Here is a 21,681-nt window from a genome sequence, read left to right as displayed (position 1 = left end):
CTTCAAGTGTGGTCTGTAATGCTTGTTCAATATTCACAAAAAAAATCCGTAGTTAGTTTCCTAACTACGGATTTTGCATGATCGTTTGGATCGGTCAACCGATCATTCTCTTAACTGATCGGCATTGGCGTGATAGCTGCTTTTTTATTGGGAGTTTGTTTACTTGTTGAGAGTTAACGCTATATGGATAACGCTACTTTGATGACAAGCGGCGTCTTACACCAATAAATGCTAAAGCGCTTAAGGCTAACCAACCGAATGAGCCACCACTGCTTTTTGATGAGTCAGGTGTCGTTGGCTGATTTATAATTAAGGTGTTTTTCTTAGGCGTAAGATTAGCATCAGTTACCTCTGAGCTATCTATAATGGTGACTTGTTGTACTTGTACAAAGTTTTCAATGCCAGGGGCTGATAGATCGGCGCAAGTTTGGCTTTCTTCTTTAACAACGGGAATATCGGTTAGGCCTCCTTGATTACAACGACTCAGTTGCGCTATTTTTTCTAATGTTTCCCAACTTGCATCACCTATAACTTGCCCAAAAGCGGTAAAGCCACCATTTTGCACATCTAAGTTAGCGCTATTATCTTCTAAATTGAAAAACCATTGGTTAGTCGCGCTGTTAACATTACCGCCACGCTTTGCCATGGCTATAGTGCCTTTAACATTTGAGTAAACAGGTTCATTAATAATACTGGCATTTGCCGCTAATGGTGCTAATGGCCAAGCCCCCGTAAACTCAAAACCACCACCTTGTACAATAAAGTCGGTAACAACGCGATGAATAACTGAGTCGGTGTAATGATTTTCATCAACATAATTTAAAAAATTTTCAACAGTTTTTGGTGTGGTTTTATCGAACAAGTTTACGGTAATAGGGCCTTGTGATGTTGTTACTTCAACAATGGTTGCACTGCTTAATGCGCTAAATGATAATAATGTGCTAACTAACAAGCTTTTCATCATAAGTTTATTTTTTGTATTTTGCATATCAGACTCTATTTAAAATTATTAAGACGTCAGCATAATAAATGTCACTACCTAGATAAACAAGAGTGATATGTTATTAACTTGTAATGCTGGACTCTATTTCAGTTTGTATACACTAAAGCGGGATAACTATTTTTTTTGAACGCGATAAATGCTATAAACATAAATGTATTGATTAGTTTTTGAATGTTGTGCATGGATGGGTCGTTGCCGTTTTAATACAAGACAGTATATTGGGCTTTGGAGTGAGCAATATCTAATGCAGTTTTTCTGTGTATAGCAACCAACAGCGTAAATTATAATAATGAAAAAGTTCTACTTTCTACTATTGCTTTGCTTATTTGGCAACGTCACCCCCTCTTCAGCCAATGTGCATACAGAAAGTAATATAAGCACTTATCATAAAGACTTTAATAAACAGCTATTTATTATTAGTAATACTGCAGATAAAAACCATGCCTTAAAAGAACTACAACAACTATTTATGGCGAGCGGTTTATCAGCCCAGCAAAAGTTTTCAGTATTATTTGAGCAAGGAAAGTTGCTTTATGTGCTCACACGTTACCAAGAAGCGATAGAGCAAGCGTTACAAGCGAAAGCTATCGTGCAAGAGATAGAAGATAATTCACTTATTGCTAAGGCTGATAATCTTTTGGGGGTGGTTTATTATTATCAGGGGGAGCTAGATAAAGCGTTATTGCATTATCAGCAGTCCTTGGCATTTTATAATGATAAAGGCGATTTTAATAATAGTAAAACCGCTCTTGTACGCGCTAACTTATTTAATAATCTTGCTTTAGTTTTTAGTTCTATGGGAGATAGTACTAATTCGCTATATCACTATCAACAGGCTGAAGCTTTGTATCAAACTTACGGTAGTGAAGCTGATAAGGTTGATGTACGTTTTAATATTGCGCTACTGCATGTCAATCTTAAACGTTTTGGTATTGCAATTGGTATGCTTAAAGAAACTATTGCACAGTTTAATCAATTTCAGGATAAGTTAAGTGCTGCTAAAGCAACTGCAGGTTTAGGTATTGCCTATAAGTACTCAGGACAATACAAACTTGCTGAAAAAAATATTTTAGAAGCGTTAACTTATTTTCAACTGCAAGGCCATCGGCATGATACCGCATCACAATTTCATAACATTTCCGCAGTATATACTTCTTTAGGTGATTATAAAAAAGCCCAAAAGTATGCTGAAAAAGCAATTGTCTTAAGTCAGCAGGTTGGGCATCAAAAGGCCCATGCTGGTAGCTTACAAGTATTGGCTAAAATTTACTTCTTTCAGGGGGCGTTTTTATTAGCTCAAGAGAGTATCGAGCTCTCTAATGCTATTGCTAAAAAAATTAATTACAAAACAATTTTGATTGATAACTTGGCTATTTCCGCTTTGATATATGCTGGTTTAGGCCAGCAGGAAAATGCACTTAATGACTTTTATGCTCACGAAAGACACCAGCATGAAGCAGATAACTTAATGCTAAACGAACAGTTGGCTAAGTTTGAATCAGAGCAATTAGCACAACAAGTTATACAGTTGCGCCAAGCGAAAAGGTTAGAAGAGTTACAATCAGCAAAAACGGATCAACGACGAAGCTTTATACTGTTATCGGTGGTTTTGCTTTTGTTGTTAATCTTCTTTGTTTATCGTCGTTATCTTGAGAGTCGTGTCACAGCCGTATTAGAAAAAAGAGTACAGCAGCGAACCAATGAATTAGAGTTAACAGGTAAAAGATTAAGGAAAGCGAATAAGATTAAAAGCCAGTTTTTGGCGAATATGAGCCATGAAATAAGAACCCCGTTAACAGCTATTGTCGGCCATGCCGAAGCAATAATTCACCGGGATGTTAACCATGAAGATCTTATTAAAGAGGTTGACGTTATTCATGGTAATAGCTTGCATTTATTAGCACTAATTAATGATATTTTAGATTTAAGTAAAATAGAAGCAGAAAAATTTCAGCTTGAGTTAAGACCGCAAAACCTAGAAGTTATCATCCAAGAGTTAGGTGACATGTTTGCAGAGCAAGCACAACGTAAAGGTCTTACTTTTACAATACAACATCAAATTTCCTTTCCATTTATTATTAATATTGATGCAAGGCGAGTCAGGCAAGTCTTAATAAACCTGTGCTCCAATGCGATTAAGTTTACTGCCAAGGGAAGTGTTACCTTAACCGTAGATTGGTCTATAGACCGACTAAAGTTCACCGTTATAGATACAGGAATAGGTTTGAAATCAAAGCAAATAGCTCAGGTTTTTGAGGTATTTACACAAGCTGATAGCAGCATCAGTCGACGCTTTGGAGGCTCAGGTTTAGGGCTGTCATTATCTAATGAATTAGCGAGGTTAATGGGCGGTGAAATCACTGTACAAAGTGAAGCCGGAAAAGGTAGCTGCTTTTCATTTATATTGCCTTGCTCGGTTATAGCAAAGACTGAGCCAGTAGACTATAAACAAACACATAAAGCACTAGAGAGTGAAGCTGTAAAGCCAATACAGATTACGGGCAAAATACTCTTAGCTGAAGACCATGATGATAATAGACGTCTAATCGCACGGTTACTTGAGAGCCTAGGACTTGAAGTGTTCTGTGCTAAAAATGGTCTTGAAGCGATTGAGTTATGCCAGAAACATCAACCAAGATTAGTTTTATTAGATATCCAGATGCCAGAAATGGATGGCATTACGGCATTTACTCAACTACGAAAAATTGGCTTTATACAACCTATTTATGCCTTAACGGCGAATGCAATGTCACATGAAGTAAGTCAATATATTACACTTGGTTTTAATGGGCATTTGAAAAAACCTATCGAAAGAGAAAGTTTTATTCATACTATTGCTCAACACTACCCTAATATCGATGCTTCAAAAGCAACAGCAAAGTTAGCAAGTTTAAGCTTAAAAGACTTAACGCAAGATTTTAAAGTAAGCTTACAAGAGGAGCTTAAGGTACTAACCGATTACTTAACAAGTCATAACCAAGAGTTACTCGCTAAGACTGTACATAGAATTTCAGGGGCGGGACAAATGTTTGGTTTTACTGAGTTAAGTCAAGCAGCCAAAGAGCTTGATAGTTACCTTAAAAAAATAAGCAGTGAAGAACGCGTGCTAACAGCAAGTGAGAAAAAACAGCAAAGTTGCTTTATTGATGATCTTATCCATTGCTTGATCGATGAAATAACTTTAGTGCAGTCAGCCTAGTGAATAATGCTCAAATATGATGCCCAAAAATATATCACTTATACAGCTTACCTTTTCATTGGCACTATTCGCTTTAGCTGCCTCGCTATTTAATATTAGTCGCTATATTCCAGAAATACTGACTACTATTAATAATACTGTGCAACATGTTGATAATATTAGCCCTGAAATTGATCGTATAGTTGACGAGGTTGCTTTAGTTCGAGCAGAAGTTACTTTAGTTAGGGAGCAATTAGCAACGCAAGTGCCGACTGTTTTAACGCAAGTCTCAGCGACCTTACCAGTTATCCAGCAAGTTATAAGGGAAAGCGAGCATTACTCACAGCAAATCCCTGCAATACTTAAACAAGTTGCTTTAGTAGAGCAGAACTTAGCGTCTATTGAAAAGCAATTGCCACACATTTTTAAACGTATAGATAATATTACCGTTACAACGCAAAATGTTGTCAATGAAGCGACACTTTGGCGGCCTCATTCAACACAATACTTAGCTGAAATAGAGCAATCTAAAGAATATATTCCCCAATATTTAACGCGCGCTGAGAATATTGTTATTAGTGCTAAAACTATAGGTAGCGAGGCAAGTAGCGGTTTAGTATCGGGTTTTTTAAAAGGGGTTGTGTCTTTGCCTTTTGAAGTGGTTTCAGGGTTAAGCGGAATTGTTGACTCAAGCTCTCGTTCAGCTAAAAAATTAACCGCTAAAGATGTTGCATTAATGCAAGAAAAGGTTATTTTACTGCTTGAACATTCCAGCCAGCTTAAGGTTGTTTGGTATAACGTTGAAAGTGGCAATAGAGGAACTATTACCAAAGGTGAGAAGGTTACTAAATATGAAAAATTATGTTATCACCTCACGTTTGAGAACTCGTTTGCTAAAGAAAAAGAAGTACTTACAGAGCTGATGTGTCGTAACGATGAAGGCTTGTGGAGTGTTATGTAATTACGTCCATAATAGCTTAAATTATTGTGTTAAAAGAACAATTTTGTGTAAAATAAACCATCAATTATTATTTAAAGTAGGGTATTAAATGGCTAGAGAACAATTTGGTATATGTGCAGAGCCAAACTTACATGGTAGTTACTTGCTGTTTAATGTTTTAGATGACAAAAACGCTTTTATTCGCGCTGCATTGTCACGTTTACCCGCACTATTTGATGATTATGCCGATCGTTACTCTGAAGCTAACCTCATTGGCGTTGTTGCTATTGGGGCTGCTTACTGGGATGAATTCTATCCTCAGGCGCGTCCTGACTCACTTGCCCCTTTTCCTGCTATGCATAGTGGGGATCGTGTTGCGCCAAGTGATAGCTATGATATTTATGTTGAAATACGCAGTGACAGGGCCGATGTTAATCATATTGTTAGTACTAAAATATGTCAGCTTTTTGCCGAAAGTGTTGAGTTAAGCGAACAGATCCAAGCTTTCCGGTTTTTAGATGGTCGAGATCTTACCGGTTTTGTTGATGGTACGGAAAACCCACAAGGGCTACACCGACGTGAAGTGGCGCTTGTTAAAGAGCAAGATCAACCTCTATTTGCTGGTGGTAGTTATCTGCATGTTCAGCGTTATGAGCATAATATCCGTTTATGGAACTCATTAGCGGAGCATGAGCAAGAAGATGTTTATGGACGCACGAAATACGATAACATTGAGTATAAAAGTGAAAATAAACCGTTAACTGCACATACCAAGCGCACTAGTTTAAAAGACGAAAATGGTAACAGCCTTGAAATATTACGACAAAGTATGCCATACGGGGATATGAAGCGAAAAGGTTTGTTTTTTGTCTCTTATTGTCACTCTCCTAAACCATTTGAATTAATGCTAAAAAGCATGGTGCATGGCGATGGTGAAGGACATTCAGATCACTTACTTAAATATACTCAAGCAGAAACAGGTGCAGCTTTTTTCGCCCCAAGCTTAAACTTTTTGAAAGCTTTAGCAGAAAATTAATCGTCATTATTGGCGGTGCTGTTGATGACTTCATGATAAGGCTCAACCGTATAGCGGCCTTGGTCTATGGCAAGCTTTGATTCAGGCGCTAGTTGACCTAAAGGCAATAAAGCTGGGCCAGTTGGCTCAGCTAGTACATAATGAACACCTTGATGTTCAATACTCACTTCACCCGCCTCACTTGGAATTGAAATACCAATAAACGCATGCTTATCTATATAGAGTAAAGCCATCTCAATCCGTGGCATAAGCCCCCTTAATATACTCGCGGTTAATGTCATTTTGCTGTCACAATCCCCTTGGTTTTCCCACAATACTTTCGTAGGATTGTTAAAGCCTGAGCCAGAAGAGTTAATACGTGACTCTAAAGGGCTATAAGGGATACTTTGTACAAAACCTAATACATAATTTGTTACTTGACGAATATTTTGAATAGACACTTGTTCTAATATAATCGGCTTCATCAGTTTTAAATCATCAACAGAGTCATTAGCTATTGCTCCGTGATCTACTTTTATACCGGTAATGTTATCGTGGTTAGTAAAAGGTTGATAATAATTCTCTTGAAAATATTGTTGTTGAATTGTTGACTCTAGTTTTATTAATTGTTGATAAGTTTTAGATACTTTCTGTTGATCTTGTCCTTTCACATTAATGCGATATTCCCCATTAGTTTGCCGAAAGCTGACTTGTACACCTTGTACTGGTTTTTTTCTTAAATGTTGCTTTAAGCGACGTAGAATAGCCTTTTGAGCATAGCTGGCTTGATAACTTTTTAACTGTCTGAATCGGTCAAATAAACTTTGCTGTGTTAATTGAAAACTTAGCTTTTGGGTTTGGTCATTATAATCGAGCCACTGATAGGTAAATTGGTAACCTTTATCGATAGCCGCTTTATTAAAGTACGTTTGCTGAGCATTAAGTGTGGTAGAAACAACGAATAAACAGAACAACACCATTAAGTTAGCCAAAGGCTGCATGGCTCTAAATAAGGAAGGGTGTTGCCTATCAACTATCGTTGGCATGTGTTCTCCATTGGACGTTTCTAGTGGCGCGCTGTTTTTAGTGCTACAGCGTATATTTAATATAAGTGACTATACTTGCAAAAATCACCAAACAATTAATATTAATAACATGATGTTACTTAAGCTTAGTTTAAGTATATACGTGATTTATTTTTAGAGCATTGTTTACGGAAAAATTTTCAATAGATAGTAAAGTTTATTTGGCATGCTTTACTTTGGTGATAAATTCGTTATATTAAAACAGGTGTTTTAATTGGTTGTTTTCTTGGCTGGTCTAACAGAGCTGCATAGTAATAACACAAATTATTCAAACCGTTTATTAAGCTATTGAACAATACAGAGAGGTTAAAGTGACTGAATATAAAGTACCCTTAAATGATATGGACTTTCTTTTGTATGACGTATTTAACGTCGATGAAGTTTGGCGAAGCCTTCCTCAACTTGCAGAACAGCTTGATAAAGACGTTGCTGGCGCTATTTTACAAGAGTGCGCAAAAATTGCAGAGCAAGCCATTGCACCAATAAGCAGAGAAGGTGACGAAGAAGGTGTAAGCTTCAAGCTTAATGACAACGGTATTGGCGGTAAAGTAACTACCGCAAAAGGTTATAAAGAAGCATTTGCTACATACGCTGAAGGCGGTTGGTGTGGCTTGGGTGGCGATGTTGAGTATGGCGGCATGGGGATGCCTAAAGTGTTAACCGCTTTTCATGAAGAAATGCTCTCAAGTGCCGATATTGCTTTTGCTTTATATCCTGTATTAACAGCAGGGGCGGGTTTATCTTTAGCGAAACATGGTAGCGAGGGGCTTAAAGAGAAGTTTCTTACTAAAATGTACTCAGGTCAATGGACAGCATCAATGTGTTTAACAGAGGCGCATGCGGGATCAGACTTAGGGTTAATTCAAACCAAAGCGGTATTACAAGATGATAATAGTTATAGCGTAACCGGTAGTAAAATATTTATCACCGGTGGCGAACATGACTTAACTGAAAATATTGTTCATTTAGTGTTAGCCAAATTACCAGACGCACCTGCAGGACCTCGTGGAATTTCGCTATTTTTAGTGCCTAAAATACTGGTTAATGACGATCAAAGCTTAGGTGAGCCAAATAAGGTGAGCTGTGGTGCTATTGAACATAAAATGGGCATTCACGCCTCGGCTACATGTGTTATGAACTTTGATGGTGCGAAAGGGTACTTAATTGGTGAACTTAATAAAGGTTTAGCTTGCATGTTCACTATGATGAACTTTGAGCGCATAGGTGTTGGCATTCAAGGTTTATCAGCAGGGGAGCGCTCTTATCAAAATGCCTTAGCGTATGCGAAAGATCGCAAACAAGGTCGTGCTTTAGTTAAAAATGAAACAACGAAAAGTGCAAATAATGCTGATAGTATTATGGTGCATGGTGATGTACGTCGCATGCTACTAAATATGAAAGCGTTAAATGAAGGCTCGCGGGCATTAAGTTGCTATATTGCTTTACAGCTTGATTATGCTACCTACGGCTCAGGCGAGCTGCAAGCAAAAGGCGAAGCATTATCAGCGTTAATGACTCCTTTAGCGAAAGCTTTTTTCACCGACCTTGGCTTTGAAAATACCGTAACAGGGCAACAAGTTTTTGGTGGGCATGGTTATATTCGTGAATGGGGGCAAGAGCAGCTAGTGCGTGATGCGCGGATAACGCAAATATATGAAGGTACTAATGGTATTCAGGCCATGGACTTACTCATGCGAAAGGTTGTAGGCTCTCAAGGTAAGTTAGTTAATATTTTTATCGATGAAGTGCGTAGTTACTTGCAAACGGTTACAGGAGATAGTCAGCTTACTGAGTTTGCTCAACCTTTATCACAAGCGCTTGATGACTTTAGTCAAGTATCGTCGGCACTTATAAAGCAGGCAGATGTCAATTTAAATGACTTAGGTGTGGCTGCTAATGACTATTTGCATTTATTTGGTTACACCGCAATGGCTTATATTTGGATGAAAATGGCGCAATCATCATTACAAAAAACAACTCAGCAAGATGCGGGGCAAAGCGAAATGTTTTACCAAAGCAAAGTACACACAGCACGATACTTTTTTACTCGGTTGTTACCAAGACGACTTTCTTTAATGGCAACAATTAATACCCGTAGCGATTGTTTATTTAATATTGACGATGATTTGTTTTAATACTTCACCTAACTTTAGGCACTTATTAACGCTTAACGTTGAATTAGTTTAGTCGCATTGCCTTAATATCCCAACGAGTCAAATTTTCCTCATTGGGATAACACTTACCTTTTTATCCCTCTAGTTACCTTCTTGGTGAATTATTCTACTAAAAGTCATAATTAATTCTTTTTTTTATGACTTTTTTGGGGGGGCCCTCCACAAAAGTCCACAAATTCATCTACTTCCTTGAATGCCTTTATTTTACTGACGTTATCGTTAACCGATGTCTGCTTATTTTTCATTTTGCTTACTTGACAGGCCCTTGTATTTTTCTCTAAACTGTACCAATGTGGAAAAAAGTGGGAAAAAGTGGATCGAAGTGTTTTCGGTAGAACATTTTTTCTAATAAATGATGTGATGAAGTAACTAATTAAAGTGACGTTATAAAACATATGTTTAGAGGCACCAGCGCAATAACGCTTGACAGCAAAAATAGGATCACGATACCAACAAAGTATCGTGAAGAGCTATTTGCTGATTGCCAAGGAAAAATGATTTGTACCGTTGATATTCAACATCCTTGTTTATTACTTTATCCACTCCCTGAATGGGAAGAAATAGAGTTAAAGCTATGTAGTTTATCAAGCATGAACCCACAAGAGCGTTTGTTACAGCAAGTTATTTTGGGTAATGCCAGTGACTGCGATATGGATAAAAATGGTCGGTTATTAATTAACGGACCATTAAGGCAACACGCTAGTTTAGAAAAAAATATTATGTTAGTCGGCCAATTGAAAAAGTTTGAAATTTGGAATGAGAGCGCTTGGCAAGCACAAATGCAACAGGGAATTAGCAAAATACAATCAGGTGAAATTGAATTAACAGAACGTTTGCTCGACTTATCACTGTAATTAGCATCATTGTTAAATAAGTGAACGTGTATGTTCTAAAGGTAATCTGGTTTCACCCATAAAAATGCTTATAAAAGGTTCTAAAAATAACAATATGGAATTTGATACAACACATATCTCTGTACTTCTAAATGAAGCGGTAGACGGCTTAGCAATTAATCCTGAAGGAAGTTATATCGACTGCACTTTTGGTCGTGGTGGGCATTCAACGCTAATTTTATCGAAACTTTCAGAACAAGGTCAGTTACTTGCTATTGACCGTGACCCTAGCGCTATTGCTGCCGCAGATAAATTCAAAGATGACCCTCGTTTTAGTATTGAACACCAAGGCTTCGCTCATTTAGCTGATATTGCTGAAGTACGTCAACTTACCGGAAAAGTTGATGGTATTTTATTAGATTTAGGTGTGTCTTCACCACAACTTGATGAAGCCGATCGCGGTTTTAGCTTTATGAAAGATGGTCCTCTTGATATGCGTATGGACACAAGTCGTGGCCAAACTGCAGCAGAGTGGTTAGCTGTAGCCGATGTTGAAGATATTACATGGGTATTAAGAACTTTTGGTGAAGAAAAACATGCCTGGCGTATTGCTAATGCGATTGTTGATAGCCGCGAAGAAAACCCATTAACACGTACTGGTGAACTAGCTAAGTTAATTAAAGCCACCGCACCACAGCGTGAAATTAAAAAGCATCCTGCCACACGAAGCTTCCAAGCGATTCGCATGTATATCAATAGTGAGCTTGAACAAATTGAAAAAGCCTTAGCGGCATCGCTTGATGTTTTAGCTGAAAACGGCCGTTTAGTCGTTATTAGCTTTCACTCGCTTGAAGATAGACTGGTAAAACAGTTTATGAAAAAGCATTCGCAACCTAAAAAAGTACCGCGCGGTTTACCTGTGAGTGAAGCTGAATTGCATAAAGGCAAAAAATTAGCGTTAGTGGGTAGAAAACTCAAGCCGAGTAAAACGGAAGTGGAAGAAAATGTTCGTTCACGCAGTTCAGTGTTACGTATTGCAACGCGACTGGCGAGAGTCGACGATTAACTTATGACAGCGCGTAAAGCCGCTTTAGTCTTTGATATTTGGCATGATCTTGTTCGACATAGCATGACTTATATTTTGCTGCTCTTAGTGGTTATATCAGCATTTTCAGTGATTTATTATAGTCACGTTAATAGACAAAGCACGAGTCAGTTAGAAGTGTTATTAACGAAAAAAGATGAACTAAATACCGAGTGGCGTAATTTGTTGTTGGAGCAGAATAGCCTTGCAGAACACAGTGCGATAGAAAGCAAAGCTAAAAAGCTATTACAAATGAAGCGACCAGATGTTAATTCAGAAGTGATCATTAGCCTACAGTGATCATAAACCTAGGAATGATGTTAGCTAAATTGGCTAACGTATAAGAGAACTGAGTAATCACGTGAAAAATAAAAAAACTAACAGTAACTCTCAACCAAATACCGCCGCTTGGCGTTATTATTTGGTGCTGGTTGCTGTTGGGATTATTTATTTAGGCTTAATGGCACGTAGTGCTTATATTCAGGTTATCGAGCCTGAAATGCTACAAGCGCAAGGCGATATGCGCTCAATGCGTGTGGCTGAAAAAAGAGTGCAGCGTGGTTCTATTTTAGATCGCAATGGTAGTGAATTAGCCATTAGTGTACCTGTTGAAACCGTATGGGCCGATCCTAAAATTATTATGGACAATAATGCCCTAACCATGACTGAGCATTGGCAAGCCTTGGCTGATGTGCTTGATCAAGATATTACTCAGTTAACAACACGTGTTGCAAAAAACTCTAGAAAGCGCTTCATTTACCTTGAACGAAAAATATCTCCTGCAATCGCCACTTATATCAAACAATTAAAAATCCCAGGTATTCACTTACGCAAAGAGTCAAAGCGTTTTTACCCTACAGGTGAAATTAGTGCGCATTTATTGGGTTTCACTAATGTTGATGATAAAGGTATTGAAGGCATTGAGGGTATGTATGACCAACTACTCACTGGTAAAGGCGGTGAAAAGCGCTTTAGAAAAGATGCTCAAGGTCGAAAAGTTGAAATAATCTCTGTAGAACAGGCGGAGCAGGCTGAAGACGTTACCTTGAGTATTGATCAGCGTATTCAAGCCATTGCTTATAAAGAGCTAAAAGGTGCTGTGCAAGCCTTTAAAGCCGCATCAGGGTCAGTCATTGTTGCCAATATCCATACGGGCGAAATTTTAGCAATGACTAATAGCCCATCATATAACCCTAATAATCGCCGTAACACTGCTATTCATCGTTTTCGTAATCGCGCAATTACCGATATTTATGAACCGGGCTCTACTATGAAGCCGCTGACGGCGCTTACTGCATTAGAGTTTGGCTCTGTTAGCCCAAACGATATTATTGATACTAGCCCCGGCTGGATGCGCTTAGGCGGCCGCCGAGTTAGTGACCCCAGAAACCGCGGTAAGTTATCTATCGAAGATATTTTAGTGACCTCTTCTAATATGGGTACCACCAAGTTGGCATTATCGGTACCTAAAAATTATTTACTGGATAAGTTTTTTGAAGTTGGCTTTGGCGAAGAAACAGGAACGCGCTTAATTGGCGAAAGTATGGGCATGATGCATGACCGCTCTCGCTGGTCACAATTTGAGTTAGCCACTTTATCTTGGGGGGCAGGGCTTGCGATTACTCCTGCACAGTTAACGCGATTCTATATGGCGGTTGCTAATGGCGGTATTAAGCGCAAGTTAACTATTATTAAAGCGGACTCTGAGTTGGCAAAAGCAGAACAAAAAATAAGTGCTGATATGCAAGAAGAGCGTATTTTTAGCCAAAAGAATAGTAACGCTGTGGTAGAAATGCTCGAAACGGTTGTTAATGAGCATGTTCCCCTTGCTAAAGTAAATGGTTATCGTGTTGGCGGTAAAACCGGTACTTCAATTAAAGCCGTAGCGGGTGGTTATGGTAATGATTATGTTGGTTTGTTTGCAGGAATGGCACCTATCTCTAAACCTGAAATTGTGGTGGTAGTTGTTATTAATGAACCCAGTGGTGATTTGTATCATGGCGGCGAAGTTGCTGCTCCCGTTTTTTCTCGAGTGATGAAAGGCGCGTTACGTGTTTTGAATATTGCGCCTGACGGGCAAGAAAAACAGGTTGCTGAGAGTCAAAAAAATACGGATAAACAAACACCTCTTGATACGGTAAGTCGAGGTGATCATGTTTAATCAGACAACATTGAAGCCTGAATTAATCAATATTATTCCTGCATTAGCTGAATTTTCAATTAACAGCGCAGCTTTACCTTTATTAGATAACAGCTACGGTGACTTGGTTAACGATAGTCGTACTGTTAGTGAAGGTGATATTTTTTGCGCTATTATCGGTCACGATCAAGATGGTCGCGCCTATATTAGTAAAGCAATAAATCAAGGCGCTAAAGTTGTCATTACTCAATGTGAAACACAAGCTGAGCATGGCGATATTTACCTAGAAGAAAATACACCAGTAGTTAAGTTTTATCAGCTTAATGAGCACTTGTTTACGCTGGCTAAAAGTTACTATCAAAGTCCGCAAAATGCTATGACCTTAATTGGTATCACTGGCACCAATGGCAAAACGTCAACTAGCCAATTAATTGCGGGGATGTTAATGGCTAACCACAAGCGTTGTGCAGTTATTGGCACCAACGGTGCAGGTATGCTGGGAGCGTTAACTCCTATTAATAATACAACGCCAGCAGCAACAGATCTTCATCAATTTTTTAACCGTTTTTCAGCTATGCAAGTCAGCCATGTTGCGATGGAAGTATCATCGCATGCCCTATCGCAAAAACGTGCAAGCGCTGATTTATTTGATATTGCAGTATTTACTAATTTGAGTCGTGATCACCTCGATTATCACGGCACTATGGAAGAGTATGCTTTAGCAAAAAGACAGCTCTTTAGTGCTAATCATAAACAAATAGCTGTTCTCAACTATGATGACACTCAGAGTAAAATATGGTTACAAAACTGGCCCGAAACACAACCCGTTTGGCTTTATGCTCGCGATAATTCAGTCACTCAATTTTCATATTTTATTTGTGCACAAGATATTTCCCTGCATATCCACGGAGTAAGTTTTACACTAAAAACGCATTTAGGTGAAACCGTAATTAATAGCCCGTTATTAGGCTATTTCAATATTGATAACTTGCTAGCGGCTATTGCTGTGCTATTGATTGATGGCACCGAAGTTAATCAATTAAACGATTTGGTAAAACAGCTTGCACCGATTGAAGGACGTATGGAAGCGTTCACTAACCCTCGTAGTGACTTGCCTACAGCTGTGGTCGATTACGCACACACGCCGGATGCTTTAGAAAAAGCGTTATTGGCGTGTCGAGAGCATTGCACGAATAAATTACATGTCGTATTTGGTTGCGGTGGTGATCGTGATAAAGGTAAACGCGCTTTAATGGCGCAAGTAGCAGAACAATATGCAGATGTAATTGTTATCACCAACGACAACCCACGTACCGAAGATGCTCAGCTTATTGCGAATGATATTCTTGCTGGTTTAAGCCAGCAAGATAGCAGTAATGTAACCGTCATACTTGACCGTGAACAAGCCGTATTAAACACACTGAAAATCGCAGGCGAAGGCGACATTGTGTTATTAGCTGGTAAAGGTCATGAAGATTACATCATTTTGAGTGATGGCAAAGGCGGTACTCAGAAAATAATGTACAACGAAAGAGCACTTGTTGCTAATTATTACCAGCAGTTCAATGCAGAGAGTAACTTATGATTACCTTAACGTTATCAGCATTAAAAGCCGCAACAGATGGTCAAGTTGTCGCTTCAAAAGAACTCAAAGACTTATCAGTAGAAGATCTAGTGATAGACAGTCGTGAAATAAGTAGTGATGCAAGCAGTACTGCATTTTTAGCGTTAAAAGGGCCTAACTTTGATGGACACCGCTTCATTGAGCAAGTGGTAAATAAGGGCTGTCGAGTCGTTATTGTTGAGCATGAAATTACGGATCTTGATTGTCCCGGCTTTGATAGCTCAGTAATAGCGCAACTTATTGTTAACGACACGCGTATTGCTTTAGGTCAAATAGGTGCTTATGTTAAAGCACAAGTTGCTCCTAAAACGGTTGGTATTACCGGAAGTAGCGGTAAAACCACGGTAAAAGAAATGACAGGAGCTATTTTATCACGCCTAGGTAATGTGCTGGTCACTAATGGTAATTTTAATAATGACATTGGCGTGCCATTAACGTTATTGCGTTTAAATCATAGCCATGACTTTGCCGTGATTGAAATGGGCGCAAACCATATGGGCGAAATTGCTTATACAACGGCACTGGCAAAACCTGATGTCGCTGTGATTAATAATATTGCCGCAGCACATTTAGAAGGTTTTGGGGATTTATGTGGCGTAGCCCGAGCGAAAGGTGAAATATTTTCAGGACTCGGAACCAATGGTGTTGCGTTATATAACAAAGATACAAAATACACTAACAAATGGCAGTGGCGTTTAACTGATAAAAACGTTGGCACTTTTTCTTGTGCTGGAGAAGCTGACTGTTACAGCAGCAACGTACAGCTAGATCAACAAGGTTGTGCAAGTTTTCAACTACATACTCGCTTAGGGCAGTGTCAAATCGATTTACCAATACCTGGCAAGCATAATGTTTGTAACGCCGTTGCTGCCGCCAGTATTGCTTTAGAGTTCGGGGCTAGTTTGGATGATATTTATCAAGGCTTAGCACTGATGAAGGCTGTAAAAGGCCGTCTTAACCTTCATCAATTAACCGATAAGCGCAGTGGTTGTCGAGTTAAACTTATTGATGATAGTTACAATGCTAATCTTGAGTCGGCAAAAGCCGCAGCGTTATTACTATCATCGTATAACGGTCAGCAAATCTTTATTTTAGGTGATATGGGCGAGTTAGGTGCTGATGCCCGTAGTTATCATGAAGAAGTGGGTTATTACGCAAAAGAGTTGGGCATTGACCAGCTATTTTCATTAGGTGTTCTGAGTCAAAGTGCTAGTGATGTGTTTAGTAAAAAAGAACCCGAGCAACAGTCGGCTGAGCAGGGGCAACACTTTAGTCAACGCCTTGAGTTAATGAATAGATTATGTAAACAAATTGAGCAATATTTAGCACAAGGTCAGCAAGATATTGCCATTTTAGTAAAAGGTTCGCGCAGCGCAAAAATGGAACTTGTCGTTGCCGATATTATGAATTGGTTTAATGAAGGCAGTAGTGATAACACTCGTGATGGCACTCGTTATAGTTGTAAGAAAAATGAAGAGGGTGTGTCCTAATGCTAGTATGGTTAAGTGAGTATTTAACTCAATTTTATTCAGGTTTTAATGTTTTCTCTTATTTGACTTTAAGAGCGATTATAAGCACGTTAACCGCGCTGTTTATTTCACTTTATTTTGGTCCGAAATTAATTCGTTATTTGCAAAAAATGCAAATAGGTCAAACCGTGCGTGATGATGGCCCTGAAAGCCATCTGTCTAAATCAGGCACCCCAACCATGGGCGGTTTACTTATTCTTGCCTCCATTGTGGTGAGTGTTTTGTTGTGGGCCGACTTAAGTAATATTTATGTGCTCGTGGTTCTTTTTGTCGTGATCAGCTTTGGTATTATTGGTTTTGTTGACGATTATCGTAAGGTTATTCGTAAAGACTCTAACGGCTTAATCGCCCGCTGGAAATATTTTTGGCAAACCGTTATTGGCTTATCTACCGCTATTTTCTTGTATTGGATTGCACAAGACCCAAGTGAAACCGCTTTACTCATTCCTTTTATGAAAGATGTGTTACCGCAGCTTGGTATGCTGTACATCGTACTAACGTACTTTGTGATTGTGGGTACTTCTAATGCAGTTAACTTAACTGACGGCTTAGATGGCTTAGCGATTGTGCCTACCATTATGGTTGCTGGTGCTTTTGCGTTATTTGCTTATGTTACAGGTAACGTTAATTTTGCTAACTATTTAAATATTCCTTATATCGCACTAACGAGTGAGTTGGTTGTGGTTTGTACGGCTATTGTTGGTGCGGGTTTAGGTTTTTTATGGTTCAACACTTACCCTGCACAAGTTTTTATGGGTGATGTTGGCTCGTTAGCGTTAGGTGCCGCATTAGGTGTTATTGCCGTATTAGTTCGCCAAGAGCTGGTTTTATTTATTATGGGCGGTGTTTTTGTTATAGAAACGCTGTCAGTTATTTTACAAGTAGGCTCTTATAAAATGCGTGGTCAGCGTATTTTCCGTATGGCACCTATTCATCATCATTATGAGTTAAAAGGTTGGCCAGAGCCGCGAGTTATTGTCCGTTTTTGGATTATTTCTGTGATTTTGGTTTTGATCGGTTTAGCAACATTGAAACTGCGCTAATCGCAACTTACAAAGATGTAAAAATTGATAAAGGTAAGGGTAAAGTAAATATATGTCGGTAATCACTGCTATGAAAAACAAGCAAGTGCTAGTGTTAGGGTTGGGACTAACAGGATTATCCTGTGTCCGATTCTTGCACAAACACGGCTTATCATTTGCAGTTAACGATTCTCGAGAAATGCCCTTTAGTGATAAAGCTCAGCAACAAGCTTTTATCAATGAATTTATTAATCCTCAAGTCAGCAACGAAAATCTGCCACTAGTTTCATTACATACTGGCAGCTGGCAGCAAACATTAATTGCTAATGCTGATGTTATTATTGTTAGTCCTGGTATTGATTTAGATAAAAGCGGCATTAATGAGTTAATCAGTTCAAGTTGCCAAGTGATTGGTGATGTTGAACTATTTTGTCAGCTTAATAATGAACAAGCTCAGCCGATCAAAATATTAGCCGTTACAGGCTCTAACGGTAAATCCACGGTTGTTTCACTCTTAGCTCACTTAGCCGAAGCGTTGGGGATTAATGCGCAATTAGGCGGTAATATTGGCCAACCAGTACTTGATCTGCTCTCATTGAATGAGCAGCAGAGTGAGTCAAATCATCCTGAGTTATTGATTTTAGAGTTATCAAGTTTTCAGCTTGAAACCTTAAAGAGCATGCGTGCCATTGCGGCAACTGTACTTAATGTTAGTGACGATCATTTAGATCGCCATCTCACTTTAGCTAATTATCAAGAAATTAAACAACGTATTTATCAGCAGTCGCACTATAACATCATTAATCGTGATGATGTTGCCACGTATACGTTAGCTGCCAATTTACCAGCGTTATCACAGAGTATTTCTTTTGGTAGCGATAAACCCAAAGAGGGGCATTTTGGTGTTGATTTTATAGGTGTTAATAATACAGCAACACTGATGTTTGGTGAGCAGCCGTTAATTGAAGTAGCTAAGTTACCTTTAGCAGGTATGCACAATGCGATGAATTATTTGGCGGCGCTAGCATTAGGTTGCAGTGCGGGTTGGTCGTTAACAGCAATGATAGAGCAATTACCGAATTTTTCTGGCTTAGCGCATCGATGTCAGCGTGTTCATTCAATTGATGGAATTCAATGGATTAACGATTCAAAGGCTACTAATGTTGGCGCAACACTCGCTGCTATTGACGGGTTATCACAAACGTTAAATTTAGCTTCTCAACAACTTATTCTTATTGCAGGTGGAGATGGTAAAGGTGCTGACTTCTCGGTGCTTAAACCTTTACTTACTCAACAAGTGAGCCAGTTAATCACCTTCGGTAAAGATGGCGATAAAATAGCAGCGCTAGTAGATAACACCATTCAAGTTAATAATTTAGCTGAAGCGTTAACTCGGGCTAAAGCAATAGCAAAAAAAGGAGATATGGTATTACTTTCTCCCGCTTGTGCCAGCATTGATATGTTCAAAAATTTTGTTGAACGCGGTAATCAATTTATGCACTTAGTACAGGCATCGCAACCAACGGAGGTTTGTGATGTCAATCGTTGAATCGGCTGAATTAACCAAAGTAGTAGAGCCAGCAGAAGCTGACAATACCGCCAACAATGCAAAGCGCAATGTAGGTAACTTTTTTCAAGTGCAATTACCGCTATGGTTTAATCGTTTTAGTGCAGCCCCCGCGCCTTATAGCACGGCCACTTTCGATCGTGGCTTCGTGGTACTTGGTTTAACTATGTATATGCTTGGCTTAGTCATGGTGGCTACCTCTTCGATTCCTGTTGGGGAAAACCTTTTTAATAATCCATTTCATTTTGTGGTACGTCACGGTATTTATATCTGCTTAAGCATAGTAACTGCAGCAGTTGCCTTACAAATCCCAATGTCGTGGTGGCATAAAAATAGTGGCTACCTGCTAGGGTTTGGGATTTTATTATTAATCGTGGTGCTATTGATCGGTCGTGAAGTCAATGGTTCAACACGCTGGATTGTAATTGGCCCAATAACAGTTCAAGCAGCAGAGCCCGCTAAGCTGTTTTTCTTTTGTTATTTAGCCGCTTATTTGGTGCGCCGTCGTGACCAAGTAATGGAAAATATTAAAGGTTTTGTTAAGCCACTTATTGTTTTTGCTATTCTAGCCTCACTGCTCTTACTTCAGCCTGACTTAGGCACCATTATTGTTATGTTTGTAACGACCTTTGGTTTGTTATTTTTAGCGGGCGCAAAGTTATGGCAGTTTTTAGGGCTGGCTGCTGTTGGCGTAACATTATTATCACTATTGGCTATTTTTGAGCCGTATCGCTGGCGCAGGGTTACGAGCTTTTTAGACCCGTGGCAAGACCCTTTTGGCAGTGGATATCAATTAACGCAGTCATTAATGGCCTATGGCCGAGGTGAAGTGTTTGGTCAAGGGCTTGGTAATAGCATTCAAAAGTTAGCGTATTTACCTGAAGCACATACCGACTTTGTTATGGCGGTGCTCGCCGAAGAGTTCGGTTTTGTCGGCATTAGCGTTATTTTAATATTAAGTATGGTATTGGTATTTAAAGCGTTGATGTTAGGCAAGCGCGCTTTAAGTAAAGAAAAATATTTTGAAGGTTTTTTTGCTTACGCGATTGGTATTTGGATGTGTTTTCAGGCTGGCGTTAATATTGGCGCAAGTGCCGGTATCGTGCCAACTAAAGGCTTAACTATGCCATTAATTAGTTATGGCGGTAGTTCAATGATTGTAATGACCCTAGCCTTGGTTATTTTAATCCGCATCGACCATGAAATACGTTTACAAAGTATTCAAGCGACTAGTACGCCTAAAAAGAGTAAAAATCAGAAACAGCCAGATGAGGTGTTAGCACATGACGCACCTTAATAATAACCAAGCCTCACATCAACCAACATTATTAATAATGGCCGGTGGTACAGGTGGACATATTTTCCCGGGGCTAGCTGTTGCCGACCAATTAAAAGCCCAAGGCTGGAATATATACTGGTTAGGTACGGCAGATAAAATGGAAGCTCACATTGTACCTGAGCATGGTTATGAAATTAGCTTTATTACTATTGGTGGCGTACGCCATAAAGGTTTGTTAACACGTTTAGCTACACCATTTAAGTTGTTTAAAGCTATATGGCAAGCACGTAAAGTACTTAAAAAAATTAAGCCTGATGTGGTTTTAGGTATGGGCGGCTACGCTAGCGCACCTGGCGGAATAGCGGCTTGGCTTAGCGGTATTCCATTATTGGTACATGAGCAAAATGCGGCGGCAGGTTTAACTAATCGATTATTAGCAAAGTTTGCTAATAAAGTTTGTTGCGCATTTCCTAATGCATTTAGCAATAACGTTAATGCTGAGGTTGTAGGTAACCCGTTACGAGCAAGTATTGGACAAGTGGCCGATGTTAAAGCAACAGGCACACGTAATATATTAATTGTTGGTGGTAGTTTAGGGGCGCAGGTCTTAAATAATACAGTACCTGCAAGCGTTAAGAGCTTACAAGAACGATTTGATAATGTTGCTATTTGGCATCAAACCGGCAAAGGCAATGCTGAGCAAGTACTTAACGCTTATGATAGCGCGCTGATTAAGCAACAAAGCCATGATGCAATAAAAGTAGATGAGTTTATTCATAATATGGCAGCCGCTTACGCCTGGGCTGATATTGTTATTTGTCGAGCGGGTGCATTAACTGTATCTGAGCTCGCCATGGCAGCAACGCCTGCTATTTTTGTGCCGTTGCCTCATGCGGTTGATGACCATCAAACGAAGAATGCACATTATTTAGTGAATTGCGGCGCTGCTAAATTGCTAGCGCAAGTAGAATTTAATGAACACAGTTTAACGAACATGCTAACAGCGCTTTTTACCGAAACCAGTAAACTGACTTTAATGGCTGAAGCTGCGGCAAATGCCGCTGATGGCCAAGCAACCGTTAAGGTTGCGAATTTATGTCAACAACTTTTAGCACCAAGTCGCTTGCCACAAGACATCGCGGTTAAAAATGTTACTAAGTCGTTAGACCCAAATAAGAAAGAGATAAAATGAATAAGCATACAACCCT

General features: G+C 39.2%; 16 protein-coding genes. 14 read left to right on the top strand and 2 right to left on the bottom strand.

Translation table 11 applies throughout. The features are described 5' to 3' along the window. Positions 1 to 193: 193 nt before the first annotated feature. On the bottom strand, positions 194 to 988 hold the full coding sequence (locus ABD005_RS06470; RefSeq protein ID WP_343816365.1) for a peptidylprolyl isomerase: 795 nt from the start codon (positions 986 to 988) through the stop codon (positions 194 to 196). A 304-nt stretch (positions 989 to 1,292) separates the two neighbouring features. Here ABD005_RS06470 and ABD005_RS06465 point away from each other — a divergent pair, with 304 nt between their 5' ends. From ABD005_RS06465 to ABD005_RS06455, 3 genes are all read left to right on the top strand, one after another. Then, positions 1,293 to 4,202, top strand: a complete 2,910-nt coding sequence (locus ABD005_RS06465) for an ATP-binding protein (RefSeq protein WP_343816363.1) — start codon at positions 1,293 to 1,295, stop codon at positions 4,200 to 4,202. Between the two features lie 16 nt (positions 4,203 to 4,218). Then, positions 4,219 to 5,142, top strand: a complete 924-nt coding sequence (locus ABD005_RS06460) for a hypothetical protein (RefSeq protein WP_343816360.1) — start codon at positions 4,219 to 4,221, stop codon at positions 5,140 to 5,142. Between the two features lie 88 nt (positions 5,143 to 5,230). Then, the gene (locus ABD005_RS06455; protein WP_343816357.1) at positions 5,231 to 6,157 is read left to right on the top strand and encodes a Dyp-type peroxidase; all 927 of its coding nucleotides are present in this window, start codon (positions 5,231 to 5,233) and stop codon (positions 6,155 to 6,157) included. Here the strand turns inward: ABD005_RS06455 and ABD005_RS06450 are convergent. Continuing rightward, positions 6,154 to 7,182, bottom strand: a complete 1,029-nt coding sequence (locus tag ABD005_RS06450) for a hypothetical protein (RefSeq protein ID WP_252739022.1) — start codon at positions 7,180 to 7,182, stop codon at positions 6,154 to 6,156. The two genes, ABD005_RS06455 and ABD005_RS06450, sit on opposite strands and share 4 nt — an antisense overlap. A gap of 350 nt (positions 7,183 to 7,532) precedes the next feature. Between ABD005_RS06450 and ABD005_RS06445 the strand changes: the two genes are divergently transcribed. The 11 genes from ABD005_RS06445 to murG all read left to right on the top strand — a co-directional run bounded on the left by ABD005_RS06445 (position 7,533) and on the right by murG (position 21,665). Next, entirely contained in the window at positions 7,533 to 9,356 is a 1,824-nt protein-coding gene (locus ABD005_RS06445; protein WP_343816354.1) for an acyl-CoA dehydrogenase C-terminal domain-containing protein, read from the top strand. A gap of 434 nt (positions 9,357 to 9,790) precedes the next feature. Then, positions 9,791 to 10,249, top strand: a complete 459-nt coding sequence (gene mraZ / locus ABD005_RS06440) for a division/cell wall cluster transcriptional repressor MraZ (RefSeq protein WP_215981446.1) — start codon at positions 9,791 to 9,793, stop codon at positions 10,247 to 10,249. 94 nt (positions 10,250 to 10,343) lie between these two features. Next, positions 10,344 to 11,294, top strand: coding sequence for a 16S rRNA (cytosine(1402)-N(4))-methyltransferase RsmH (gene rsmH / locus ABD005_RS06435; RefSeq protein ID WP_343816351.1), 951 nt, complete (start codon positions 10,344 to 10,346; stop codon positions 11,292 to 11,294). 3 nt (positions 11,295 to 11,297) lie between these two features. Then, on the top strand, positions 11,298 to 11,612 hold the full coding sequence (gene ftsL, locus ABD005_RS06430) for a cell division protein FtsL (RefSeq protein ID WP_343816348.1): 315 nt from the start codon (positions 11,298 to 11,300) through the stop codon (positions 11,610 to 11,612). A gap of 61 nt (positions 11,613 to 11,673) precedes the next feature. Beyond that, on the top strand, positions 11,674 to 13,473 hold the full coding sequence (locus tag ABD005_RS06425; protein WP_343816346.1) for a peptidoglycan D,D-transpeptidase FtsI family protein: 1,800 nt from the start codon (positions 11,674 to 11,676) through the stop codon (positions 13,471 to 13,473). Further along, positions 13,466 to 15,037 carry a UDP-N-acetylmuramoyl-L-alanyl-D-glutamate--2,6-diaminopimelate ligase gene (locus ABD005_RS06420; RefSeq protein ID WP_343816343.1) on the top strand — a complete coding sequence of 524 codons (1,572 nt, stop codon included), beginning with the start codon at positions 13,466 to 13,468 and terminating at the stop codon, positions 15,035 to 15,037. The genes ABD005_RS06425 and ABD005_RS06420 overlap by 8 nt, the downstream gene beginning before the upstream one ends. Next, complete coding sequence (locus ABD005_RS06415) at positions 15,034 to 16,566, top strand: UDP-N-acetylmuramoyl-tripeptide--D-alanyl-D-alanine ligase (RefSeq protein WP_343816340.1); 1,533 nt, start codon at positions 15,034 to 15,036, stop codon at positions 16,564 to 16,566. The genes ABD005_RS06420 and ABD005_RS06415 overlap by 4 nt, the downstream gene beginning before the upstream one ends. Beyond that, the gene (gene mraY, locus ABD005_RS06410; protein ID WP_215981440.1) at positions 16,566 to 17,648 is read left to right on the top strand and encodes a phospho-N-acetylmuramoyl-pentapeptide-transferase; all 1,083 of its coding nucleotides are present in this window, start codon (positions 16,566 to 16,568) and stop codon (positions 17,646 to 17,648) included. The genes ABD005_RS06415 and mraY overlap by 1 nt, the downstream gene beginning before the upstream one ends. 52 nt (positions 17,649 to 17,700) lie before the next feature. After that, a complete protein-coding gene (murD, locus tag ABD005_RS06405; protein WP_343816337.1) occupies positions 17,701 to 19,176 on the top strand; it encodes a UDP-N-acetylmuramoyl-L-alanine--D-glutamate ligase in 1,476 nt (491 codons plus the stop codon). Next, the gene (gene ftsW / locus ABD005_RS06400) at positions 19,163 to 20,491 is read left to right on the top strand and encodes a cell division protein FtsW (RefSeq protein ID WP_343816334.1); all 1,329 of its coding nucleotides are present in this window, start codon (positions 19,163 to 19,165) and stop codon (positions 20,489 to 20,491) included. The genes murD and ftsW overlap by 14 nt, the downstream gene beginning before the upstream one ends. Continuing rightward, the gene (murG, locus tag ABD005_RS06395) at positions 20,478 to 21,665 is read left to right on the top strand and encodes an undecaprenyldiphospho-muramoylpentapeptide beta-N-acetylglucosaminyltransferase (protein ID WP_343816331.1); all 1,188 of its coding nucleotides are present in this window, start codon (positions 20,478 to 20,480) and stop codon (positions 21,663 to 21,665) included. Before ftsW ends, murG begins: the two co-directional genes overlap by 14 nt. Positions 21,666 to 21,681: the final 16 nt, after the last annotated feature.

The organism is Colwellia asteriadis, assembly GCF_039523295.1.
Lineage (GTDB): Bacteria > Pseudomonadota > Gammaproteobacteria > Enterobacterales > Alteromonadaceae > Colwellia > Colwellia asteriadis.
Note: the sequence above shows the minus strand (reverse complement) of the source record. Positions and strands in the feature narration are given on the sequence as shown.

Coding starts and splice junctions, on each gene's coding strand:
- murG (WP_343816331.1), top strand. CDS start 20,478: ATGACGCACCTTAATAATAACCAAGCCTCACATCAACCAACATTATTA.
- mraY (WP_215981440.1), top strand. CDS start 16,566: ATGCTAGTATGGTTAAGTGAGTATTTAACTCAATTTTATTCAGGTTTT.
- ftsW (WP_343816334.1), top strand. CDS start 19,163: ATGTCAATCGTTGAATCGGCTGAATTAACCAAAGTAGTAGAGCCAGCA.
- ABD005_RS06470 (WP_343816365.1), bottom strand. CDS start 988: ATGCAAAATACAAAAAATAAACTTATGATGAAAAGCTTGTTAGTTAGC.
- murD (WP_343816337.1), top strand. CDS start 17,701: ATGTCGGTAATCACTGCTATGAAAAACAAGCAAGTGCTAGTGTTAGGG.
- ftsL (WP_343816348.1), top strand. CDS start 11,298: ATGACAGCGCGTAAAGCCGCTTTAGTCTTTGATATTTGGCATGATCTT.
- ABD005_RS06460 (WP_343816360.1), top strand. CDS start 4,219: ATGATGCCCAAAAATATATCACTTATACAGCTTACCTTTTCATTGGCA.
- ABD005_RS06455 (WP_343816357.1), top strand. CDS start 5,231: ATGGCTAGAGAACAATTTGGTATATGTGCAGAGCCAAACTTACATGGT.
- ABD005_RS06450 (WP_252739022.1), bottom strand. CDS start 7,182: ATGCCAACGATAGTTGATAGGCAACACCCTTCCTTATTTAGAGCCATG.
- ABD005_RS06465 (WP_343816363.1), top strand. CDS start 1,293: ATGAAAAAGTTCTACTTTCTACTATTGCTTTGCTTATTTGGCAACGTC.
- ABD005_RS06415 (WP_343816340.1), top strand. CDS start 15,034: ATGATTACCTTAACGTTATCAGCATTAAAAGCCGCAACAGATGGTCAA.
- rsmH (WP_343816351.1), top strand. CDS start 10,344: ATGGAATTTGATACAACACATATCTCTGTACTTCTAAATGAAGCGGTA.
- mraZ (WP_215981446.1), top strand. CDS start 9,791: ATGTTTAGAGGCACCAGCGCAATAACGCTTGACAGCAAAAATAGGATC.
- ABD005_RS06420 (WP_343816343.1), top strand. CDS start 13,466: ATGTTTAATCAGACAACATTGAAGCCTGAATTAATCAATATTATTCCT.